The 9,827-nt window shown below is 46.9% G+C and carries 8 protein-coding genes and 1 pseudogene; 4 read left to right on the plus strand and 5 right to left on the minus strand.

What is annotated here, in order from left to right; all coding sequences use genetic code 11:
- The first annotated feature begins 2 nt into the window (after window positions 1–2).
- Window positions 3–3,449, plus strand: coding sequence for a beta-N-acetylhexosaminidase (gene nagZ / locus PIL01S_RS18810; RefSeq protein WP_127538843.1), 3,447 nt, complete (start codon window positions 3–5; stop codon window positions 3,447–3,449).
- 148 nt (window positions 3,450–3,597) lie between these two features.
- On the opposite strand, the gene PIL01S_RS18815 is transcribed toward nagZ, so the two are convergent.
- Complete coding sequence (locus PIL01S_RS18815; protein WP_127538844.1) at window positions 3,598–4,317, minus strand: SDR family NAD(P)-dependent oxidoreductase; 720 nt, start codon at window positions 4,315–4,317, stop codon at window positions 3,598–3,600.
- Complete coding sequence (locus PIL01S_RS18820) at window positions 4,314–4,724, minus strand: winged helix-turn-helix transcriptional regulator (protein WP_127538845.1); 411 nt, start codon at window positions 4,722–4,724, stop codon at window positions 4,314–4,316. The genes PIL01S_RS18815 and PIL01S_RS18820 overlap by 4 nt, the downstream gene beginning before the upstream one ends.
- A 199-nt stretch (window positions 4,725–4,923) precedes the next feature.
- Here PIL01S_RS18820 and PIL01S_RS18825 point away from each other — a divergent pair, with 199 nt between their 5' ends.
- On the plus strand, window positions 4,924–5,478 hold the full coding sequence (locus PIL01S_RS18825; RefSeq protein WP_127538846.1) for an NAD(P)H-dependent oxidoreductase: 555 nt from the start codon (window positions 4,924–4,926) through the stop codon (window positions 5,476–5,478).
- 300 nt (window positions 5,479–5,778) lie between these two features.
- Here the strand turns inward: PIL01S_RS18825 and PIL01S_RS18830 are convergent, their stop codons facing one another.
- Window positions 5,779–6,132 carry a DoxX family protein gene (locus PIL01S_RS18830; protein WP_127538847.1) on the minus strand — a complete coding sequence of 118 codons (354 nt, stop codon included), beginning with the start codon at window positions 6,130–6,132 and terminating at the stop codon, window positions 5,779–5,781.
- 140 nt (window positions 6,133–6,272) lie between these two features.
- Here PIL01S_RS18830 and PIL01S_RS18835 point away from each other — a divergent pair, with 140 nt between their 5' ends.
- Window positions 6,273–6,653: a winged helix-turn-helix transcriptional regulator gene (locus PIL01S_RS18835; RefSeq protein WP_127538848.1), complete on the plus strand. Its 381-nt coding sequence runs from the start codon at window positions 6,273–6,275 to the stop codon at window positions 6,651–6,653.
- 295 nt (window positions 6,654–6,948) lie between these two features.
- Here the strand turns inward: PIL01S_RS18835 and PIL01S_RS18840 are convergent, their stop codons facing one another.
- Window positions 6,949–7,527 (minus strand): TetR/AcrR family transcriptional regulator, encoded by a 579-nt coding sequence (locus tag PIL01S_RS18840; RefSeq protein WP_127538849.1) that lies wholly within the window; start codon window positions 7,525–7,527, stop codon window positions 6,949–6,951.
- 139 nt (window positions 7,528–7,666) lie between these two features.
- Between PIL01S_RS18840 and PIL01S_RS18845 the strand changes: the two genes are divergently transcribed.
- A complete protein-coding gene (locus tag PIL01S_RS18845; protein ID WP_164764276.1) occupies window positions 7,667–8,587 on the plus strand; it encodes a CPBP family intramembrane glutamic endopeptidase in 921 nt (306 codons plus the stop codon).
- A gap of 227 nt (window positions 8,588–8,814) precedes the next feature.
- Here PIL01S_RS18845 and PIL01S_RS18850 read toward each other — a convergent pair.
- A pseudogene (locus tag PIL01S_RS18850) lies at window positions 8,815–9,254 on the minus strand (sulfurtransferase); the annotation flags it as partial.
- Window positions 9,255–9,827 lie beyond the last annotated feature (573 nt).

Genomic DNA, 9,827 nt, shown 5'->3' on the forward strand with positions numbered 1-9,827 from the left:
CGATGCTGAGCTTGATACCGCAACCGAAGCAAATGACAGAAATTCAGGAAGACCCTTTAAGGCTGGATGGCAAGGCAAGGATAAGCCTGTATCTGGAGCAGGAGGATCCTCGGCTCCAGATCCATTGCCGCCGGGCATTTCCGGGTCTTAAACATACAACCTCAAGGATTGATAAGGGCTATTGGCTTATTGCAGAACGTTTATCGGACCAAGAGCCACAGCAGAGAGATCATGGGCCTGAGATGAATGATCAGACTGTTGATAAAGTCCTGGAAGAACAGGAGAAGAGCCAGCAGCCTCCTGATGCCGCCGCTTCAGTCATTCCAAAAAGGGAAGAAAAATGGGCTTGTCTTGACGGGAGGTCGCAAGGGTACACGTTAGAGGTATCGGCCGGAAGAGCTGAGGTCTGTGCGCTGGATGCAGCGGGTTTGTTTTACGGATTGCAGACATTGGCCCAACTTCGTGGACCGGATGGAGACATCCCGGCCGTGTCCATATCAGACTGGCCGGATACGGCTGTGCGGGCAATGAACCTGGATTTGCGCCAGACGTTCTCGAAGCCGGAACGGTTGATCGAATACTTGGGGGAATTTGCCAAATATAAGACCAACGCAGTTCTGATTGAATATGAGGATAAATTTCCATTCCGTACGCATCCAGAGTTCGCACACTCGAAGCATGCATTAAGCCTTTCGCAGCTTGAAGAACTGAAGCGTACGGCGCATGAACATTTTATCGAGATTATTCCGCTTCAACAGTGCTTCGGACATCTGGAGTATGTATTGCGCCACGAAGCCTGGCGGCACCTTCGCGAAACAGAGCAGTCCACCGGGGAAATCTGCCCGTCGCACCCGGAGTCCTTCCGGCTGATTGCCACGCTGCTTGCAGAGATGATTGACGCCCACCCGGAATCGCGATATATCCATCTTGGCTGTGACGAGGTCTACAGCTTATGCGAATGCGATCGCTGCCAGGTCGAGTTTGGCGGCGTGCGGGAACGGGCCTTTATCGCTTTTTTGAACCGGCTGATCGCCTTTACAGCAGAGCGGGGGAAACAGCCGATATTCTGGCATGACATGCTGGACAAATGTCCGCCAGAGGAACTGGCCAAACTGGATCAGCGAAGTGCAGCCATGATCTGGATTTATAACGGACGCAATATTGAAGCAGAGGTTACTTCGCATACGGACAAATTCAGATCGCTAGGCATCGAAGTCATGGGGGCTCCGGCTGTTCGCAGCTTTGACTGGGCGGAGCATCAGAACTATCCGGTATTATCAAACCGAACGGACAATTTGCTTCAGTGGGCCAAGACAGCAGGCAAGCTGGAACTTGACTGTATCGTTGCCACGAACTGGACGGGGCCGTTCAGCCTCGGTGTTCCGTATGGTATTTTTGAAACCACCTGGTACCCGATGCTGCTGCATGCGGACTTAACCTGGAATCGTAAGGCGGATGCCTCCACCTTCATCGACCGATTCCTGGAATTGTTTCATGGCATTGATCCGGTAACCGGACATACTCGCATCGGCAATTATCAGCTGGAGGATTATTATGAGGTGATCTGGAAGCTGCTGAACGAGGTTCGGAATCATAAGGAGGAAGCGGAACTGATTGCCATTATGCATGATTATGAGGTGGCTACAGACCGTTCCAGAGCGATCCACAAGTATGCCTACCGCTGGGAGCTGTATCCTGGAGATGATGCGGAGTGGCGCTCGCTGCAGAATAACTACACGAGAAACCGCCGTGGACGCGAGAAGGTTCTTCCCCGCATGAGGGCTGCACTCGATCGTTACCAGCCGTCCGATATGGCAGAGCATTTTGTGAAGTCGAGGTTCTATCTGCATGATTATCTGGAGCGCACACTCTATCATGAGTTGGGGCTGGATGCGACCTATGCGGAATCTGAACCGAAGGCGATGAGTCTGGAAGATAAAATCACCATGATGTGTGTGGTTGGTACGCCATCTACCTGTGCCGAACCGGAATTTCGGGAGAGAATGTCGCAGCAGCGGTTTGGCGGAATCGGCATCTTTCCCCATAATGTGGAGAGTGAGCAGCAGACGCTGGCACTACTCGAAGAAGTGCAGAAGATAGCCGGAGAGTTTGGCAGCTCGTTGCCTTATTATATTTCGGTAGATGAAGAAGGAGGCACCCTGTCCAAGTTCAAAACCTTTTTCCCCTATATCCCGGGTAACCGGGCAGTCGGATTAAGCGAAGACCCGGAAACCGCCTATCTGCTCGGTAAATTCATCGGCAGTGAGTTGAACGCGATTGGGATTCCGATGAACTGGGCACCTGTACTGGATGTAAACACCAATATTGATAATCCGGTTGTGGGTGTTCGCTCCTTCGGAGAGGACCCGCGGCTGGTAGCCCAATTCGGTCGTGCCTATATTGAGGGAATGCATGAAGCAGGTGTGGCCGTGACGGCAAAGCACTTTCCGGGTCACGGCCAAGTAAGCGGGGATTCGCACGTGGTCCTGCCTGCGTGTGAGCTAACGCTGGACCAATTGATGGAGGGACCGCTGCTTCCCTTCATGGAGGCGATCGATGCCGGAGCGGATTCGGTCATGATGGGCCATCTGGTGTTTCCGAACATTCCGGAATCCGGCGGTCTTCCGGCTTCGCTCAGTTCTTTTTTTGCCTCAGAGCTGCTGCGTACCAAGCTAGGTTTTGAAGGTGTAATCTGCACCGATGATATCGAGATGGGTGCCATACGCAATCATTTCAGTCCGGATGAAGTAGGCGTACTGGCCGTCCAGGCGGGTAACGATATGATTCTCATGTGTCATACGCCAGAGTACCAGAGCCGGGTTATTGCAGGCATTCTGGCCGCCGTGCAGGATGGGCGGATCGACGAAGCGCGAATTGACGAGTCCGTTCATCGTATCCGGCAGCTATATGGTAAATTTCAAGACTACGAAGCGTCTGCACAGCCCATTCCAAGGGAGAAGTGGGATGAGGAGGCACTCAATCTGGCTCGAAAAACACTGAAGGTTACCCGGGACCCCCAGGGCCTGCTTCCGCTCAAGACTTCGCTGAACTATTTGCTGATACTGCCGCAGCAGGAGCAGCTGACCCGGGCGGATAACAGTGGTGCAGCCGAGATCAGGCTGGCATCACTTTTGAAGGATGCAGGATTGACCGTGGTGACACGCAACTGTGCTATGAAGCCTGATGCGGAGGAGATTACATCACTCGTGCAGCAGGCTGCGGCTGCAGATGTCGTTATCCAGGGTACCCTTAATGCTCATCTGTTCACAGGTCAATTGGCGCTTGCCGAGGCACTGGCTTCGGTTAAGCCCATGCTGAATCTGGTGCTGCGCAATCCATATGATGACGCCACTCTACCGCAGCAGGCCGGGAGCATACAGCTCTGTTCAACCTCCGATTATTCGCTGCGGGCACTGGTGGAGCTGCTGACGAGGACCACTTCGAAGTGACTTGTCAGCTTGAAATGGTAGTCCATAATGAAAAGGTAAAAAGCCCGTTGCTAAACGGGCTTTTTACTGTATTGAATCAATCTGTTATTCATTTATCCTATATAAGGGTTCTTCATATATTCGAGCCGGACTCGCATTAAGACTCTTATTATGCGTTTGTATCTGTTATCGCCGGGATATTGATTTCTTTTACGCAGGCTGCCTTGGACAGGTTCACGATGCATTTGACGATGGAGACCATATCTTGGAGGGGGATACGTGTGCCATTATATTCAGCAAGTGCACGTTCACTTCCCTCTTCATAAGGGATTGCAGCTGCAAGCTCTCCGGGGTTGATGCACGTAACGGCAATGCCATCGTGTCTCGTGTGTTCCCGCAAGGCTTCCGTAATTCCTCGAATGGCAAATTTGGAAGCTACAAATGAAACCTGAGTATTATTTGAATTATTCAGACCGGCAGTGGAGCCAATCAGAATGATTTTGCCGGCTGTCGATTGCCGGAGATGGGGCAGTAATGCCTGAATGCTTACAATCGCCGATGTGATATTTACATGTATCAGATTAGAGATATCCGCTGGAGCGTCTTGATCGAACGAGTAGTGTTCCTCAAATCCTTCCTTTTCCCAAATGCCCACATTGTAAATGAGAACATCCAATGTTTCGTTCTGGAGCGCGCCTGTGACCACTTGGGCTGCATGGAGATCAGACAGATCTGCCTGTATCCATATGCGTTCTACGCCGTCATTCAGGTTCAAATTGTCAGGCCGACTGCGAGAGATGACCCAGACCTTGTCTCCCTGCTCGGGGACACCTCTGACGAAGGCATCTCCAAGTCCTTTGCTTGCACCAAATACGAGATAGTTTTTCAATTCAAGTTCTCCTTCTTTTCAATTATCGAATCAAGGGGTAGCGAGTCAAGAACAGACTCTTTATTTTCCAAAAGCATAATTTCTTCTCCCTGCTGCTGTCTTAATGCTATATTTTCCCGTCCCCATGCACACATCACATCCACAATCTTGTTGGCGGTGACCCCATACTCCGTAAGGCTGTATTCCACTTTTGGCGGCATCTGCTGATACACATGTCTTCTGACAAGACCGTCCTTCTCAAGCTCGCGTAATTGCTGAATCAGGACCTTTTGCGAAATGCCGTCAATACTGCGCTGCAGCTCGCTTGTCCTCTTCACACCTGACATTAATAAGCATACAATTAGCGCTTTCCACTTGCCGCCGATAATCTCGAGGGTTGCTTCGATTCCCAAATTATATTGTTTCAAGACAGTTCACCTCGTTCAGGTTACATCTTGTTGATGCGGTATAACTGTTCATTTTCTCACAACTTTGCTGATGAAGTCCATACACACCTCGAAGTAACCATCTTACTTTATTGTGTGTATTTTCTTTTTGTCAGGCCTATATGATAATGGCGTTATTCAAACAAAAGGGTTAGCCTGAACCAAGAAAGGAAGTACAACAATGAAAACACTCGTGATCCTGGCACATCCGAATATCGACGTTTCAAGAGTAAATCGACGCTGGAAAGAAGAGCTTGAGCAGCATACAACTGAAATTACGATTCATGAGATCTACAAAGCATATCCGGATTGGAACATCGACGTTACCAGAGAACAGAAGCTGCTCGAAGCATATGATCATATCATCCTGCAGTTTCCGCTATATTGGTACAGCTATCCGCCTTTGCTCAAAAAGTGGTTTGATGATGTTTTTACCTACGGATGGGCGTATGGATCATCGGGCAATAAACTGCACGGGAAAAAGCTGAGCCTCGCCATGTCGATTGGGGATAAAAAAGAAAATTACTCGCCGGAAGGTTCCGTCTCTTTTACTATAGACGAAGTGACTGCGCCTTTCAAAGCCAGTATCAATCATGTGGGCGCGATAGCATTGCCGTATTTTGCAGTTTTCGGTGCATCTTTTCAAACGACTGATGAAGAGATAAACCAAAGTGCTCGAGATTATTATCGTTATATCAGTAAGGTTCAGAATGAAGTTGAGAATCTGTCTGTTTAAAAAATATATAAGAAGATAAGTCTCATATTTTCTGAACTATACATTTTCATAATGTGTACATTACAGGTGGTTTAGAATCGTTATCATCAAGAATCTTCTCTAGAAAATTAGACATGGGTATATGTACAAAAAAAAGCCCGCAATTCTCGTGGGCTTTTTTTCGCTTATTTATCTCAGTAGCAAGGGGTTCTCCGCTTGACGATTCTATTTACTCCAGCTACCCGGATATAGCCTTACTTTGGAGTATCCACTTTGTACGTGCCGGCGATCCACTGCATTTCAGTTCACAATGGATAACCTTTACAGTCTTCCCATTGCAACGATTAACGCCAGTACTACAAAAAAGATATTCACACCGATCTCCCGGTACTCTTTTCGTTGAATATGGAACAGCATTCCGAGCAGTGCGACTGCAGCCAAAGCAATTGCACTAATCGGCGTAAGCACCGGAGCGATGTTCAGTGCCCACGGCAATATAAGGCCCAGCGCTCCGAGGAGCTCCGCAATTCCGATCAGAACAACTAGAGTTTTCGGCACATTATTTACCCAGGCCCATGTCTTTTTGGACGACTCGATACGAACGGTTTTCATCCATCCCGAATATATGAAGCCTGCCGCCAAAATGATTTGTACGATCCATAACGTCACATTCATCTTTTCTTGTCCCCTCACTTGTTCGATTTCAACATCTGCCTCTATACTAAAGTGAGTAAGGCCAATCAGGAAGTAGGCACTTTATCCTAACCAGGTAACCAAAAGTAAACCTCGACATGGCCAGAAAGTGAGGAATAAGAATGACGGTGTATTGCAAATTCGGAACCGCGCTGGACATCCTCACAGGCAAATGGAAATCATTGATTCTTCTGCGCCTGTTGAACAACGGTACAATGCGGTTCAGTGAACTACAAAAAGCCATTCCGGATATTTCGAAAAAGATGCTGACTCAGCAGTTAAAAGAACTGGAATATCACGACATTGTGCATCGTGAAGTGTATGCGCAAATTCCGCCAAAGGTCGAATACTCAATTACGGAGTACGGACAACTCATGAAGCCCGTGCTCCAAACCATGAGCGACTGGGGAGTCGGACATGTGCAGCATATGCAGAAGCTTTACGGCGAAGAAGAAGCAGAGACAATTCCAACCGACCTTCGGAAAAGCGATACCGTGCGCTAAACGTTTCGTTATTGGTGCACGCTAAAAAAGCCCGCAAAAATCGCGGGCTTTTCCTTTTTCAAATATACAAAATGAACGCTTAATATTTTCCCCCAGTCGCTACCGGGTTCTCCTCATAACTAATCCAGTCGCTCCAGCTGTAGATTGGGTTCTGCAATTGGTTACACAGCAGCCAGCTGTGGACCTCAAGAGTATCAATCCATGCACGCCCGAATAGGACACAGGCACGGAAAGTGTATTCTGCTTGGCTCTGACCAGCTGACTTAACTCCCCGATTTATGCGTCAAGCTTTCCTTCAACGTATAATCCAATGGATATAGTCTTGTATCATTTCTTTGCTTCGTGTTCGATTTATCTTATCCGGCTCTAGATACAAATTGAGAGCCATTCCGTTGATAAAGGCATACAGTTTTTCTTGTTCCTTCTCTTCATCGGTTGTGCTCAGAAGACCTTCATTTTTCAAGTATATAATGCAATTCTTGATTGCGTTTTGGAGGTCCTCATAATTGGTATCGAACCCTTTTTGCGTTTTTCCATAGGCTACAAAGGCAAACCAAACCTCCATTTCCAATAATGTTTGTTCATCAGTCGGGACTAGCTCAAGCAAGTATTCAACAATTCTTTCTTGAGGCGCCAGTTCTCTTGCATTCAGATTTCTTAACCGAATAAGAACCTTTTCCTTAACTAACTCCATCGCAAACGCTAATAGGCTCTCTTGTTTTGAAAAGTAGTGTCTTAAAGCTCCTTGTGATAGTCCGGCCTCCTTCGCAATCGTTCTTGACGTTGCCTGATGAATGCCTTTCTCGCTAATGATTTTCCAAGTTGCTTCAGCGATAATATTCTTCATTTTCTCATGGTCCACGATTTTTGGCATACACACAGAATATCATATTATTTAACTCAAGTGAATTAAATAGACGATTAAGATGGAATGTGCTAAAGTTTATTTAACTCAACTGAATTAAAAAAGAATGGGGCAAATGCCGCATGCAACTCAAAGGAGTGCAAAGGGAATGAACCAGCAATTCAAAGTAATGCTTCCGGCATGGGGAAAGGCAATTGGCTTATTGTGCTTGATAATTATGTTTGCTGCTGTACTGTGGTTAGTGTGGACCGGAAACTTGAGTATAAGATACACGGCCGACCATGAGGGAGTGATTCCAATATGGCATAGTTGGTTGCCAGCATTCCTTGGTATTTTGCTAATCCGTCTGATTCCTTATAAAAGTCAAAATCATACGTCTTTCCAACAAATGAAGAGACATCACTTGGTCGTTCAATCGATTGTGTTATTGATGTCAGGCGTTTTATTTACGGCTTCTCTTATAACGATAGACCCACAAGGATTACATTTCGAGCTATATTACTTAGTGTTCAAGTTGACGACACTGTTTTGTATTCCGCTGATTTTCTTGCTGATTTATAGCAAAACGACTGGCGCGCAACAAGAAATTATATTGGCAAAGCCTGGCTCTCGCAGACACGTCATTGGACCATTAATCATTATTGTGGTCTGGGGTTATCTAAAGTTCTATTCTCCAATTGCACAACCAGAAGGAGCAATCGAAGCAACCGATTTGACAGAATTACTTCTCTTGGCGTTCATTGGTTTTATTATCAATAGCGTATTGGAGGAATTTTTTTATCGGGTATGGCTGCAAACCCGGTTGGAGGCATTGCTTGGAAGATGGCCTGCCATTCTACTAGTTTCAATGTTATGGTCCATTTGGCATGTCGCCATTCAAGGATCTGGTCAATGGGATATTGATGTGGCAACAGTGATTGCAAATCATGGGGTTACGGGTCTGTTTCTTGGTTATTTATGGGCCCGTTATCGTAAAGTATGGGTGATTATCTTGATTCATGGACTCATGAATGCTTCCCCTCATTTTCTTTTGCAGATCTTGTTTCATTGGGCGGGAAGAGCTGGATAAGTCTGCCCGTGCAAAGATGCCTTTATCTCTCCCGTATTCCCGGATGTTAACAAAGACATTCGAATTGTCTGCTTTCAGCCTAGTGATATTTATTAAAGTGAATGTGGCTTCACCTTCTACATGTTGATTTCCTGTTGACGCTCATGCACTGTAAATACACCGCCCCGGGCATCAGCCTGTATGGCGGTGTTTTCTTCTTTGAGATACTGTAGACCCGTGCTCCGTACTTACTCGTCCACAGTTTCCACTGCATTCTCCTCATAACTAATCCAGTCACTCCAGCTTCCGGCGTACAGCTTCACATTGGTATAATCGGCTTCCACCAGCGCGATCACGTTCGGGCAGGGCAGGCCGAGACACCGGAGCCGCAGTACACGATGATGGGCTCGTCCTCCGCCAGCTTCCCGAAACGTTTCTCCAATGTACTCACGTCAGACCACCGGCCTTCTGCGTTCAGTACGTTTTTCCAAAAATAATTCACTGCACCCGGAATATGTCCAGCCTTGGCATCAATCGGTTCTTCCAGCCCCGCATAGCGGCGGGCATCGCGAGAGTCGATCAGCACCGCTGGGCTGTTCGCCGAAGCGTGCTGCGCATCCTGCACGCTGGCGAGCATGAGCGGCTGCACGTTTGCTTCGAGCGTGGACGGAATCCGTACAGGCACATCCACCTGGCAAAACGCCAAATTCCCGGTAACCGCCGATGCCGGCTTTTGTCAGCTGTGCAGTGAGCTCGATTGAATCGGGCTGCGGTGATGTCCGCCATGAGTAGAGACCGGAGTGGCTAAAGTCGAGTCTTTTTCAAATCGAGATATACGGTTCATGGAATGTAGGTTGCATCATAAACTTCTTGGCCGGCATTTGGCAATGACTAGATTCGGTTCGTTGAAATAATCTTTGTTGCTTTGGGGGGCTTTTATGGTCTTAAAGCTATAATCTACTTCTTAGACTTTATTTCTCAAAAATTGGCCCTGTAGTCCTATTTACATATTATGGAATGTAGCCGGCGTATAGATACACAATCTACCTAGGGTGATGTATGTTGTGAAAATATTGGTTGACGCGCCCTTTTCCAGCAAATGAAATGTATATAATATGAGCTAATATTACTTTAATGAGATTTTACTACATATTATTCATAATAATGAAAATAATTATAGTTAATAACTACTATACCTTTTATTTATAATAAATGGTATAAATATCTAAGGGAAAATTTTCCTTAATTATTTACATATGAA

It is taken from the genome of Paenibacillus illinoisensis NBRC 15959 (assembly GCF_004000925.1).
GTDB lineage: Bacteria > Bacillota > Bacilli > Paenibacillales > Paenibacillaceae > Paenibacillus > Paenibacillus illinoisensis.

Coding starts and splice junctions, on each gene's coding strand:
- nagZ (WP_127538843.1), top strand. CDS start 3: ATGCTGAGCTTGATACCGCAACCGAAGCAAATGACAGAAATTCAGGAA.
- PIL01S_RS18825 (WP_127538846.1), top strand. CDS start 4,924: ATGAAAACACTCGTGATCCTGGCACATCCGAATATCGACGTTTCAAGA.
- PIL01S_RS18830 (WP_127538847.1), bottom strand. CDS start 6,132: ATGAATGTGACGTTATGGATCGTACAAATCATTTTGGCGGCAGGCTTC.
- PIL01S_RS18835 (WP_127538848.1), top strand. CDS start 6,273: ATGACGGTGTATTGCAAATTCGGAACCGCGCTGGACATCCTCACAGGC.
- PIL01S_RS18840 (WP_127538849.1), bottom strand. CDS start 7,527: ATGCCAAAAATCGTGGACCATGAGAAAATGAAGAATATTATCGCTGAA.
- PIL01S_RS18845 (WP_164764276.1), top strand. CDS start 7,667: ATGAACCAGCAATTCAAAGTAATGCTTCCGGCATGGGGAAAGGCAATT.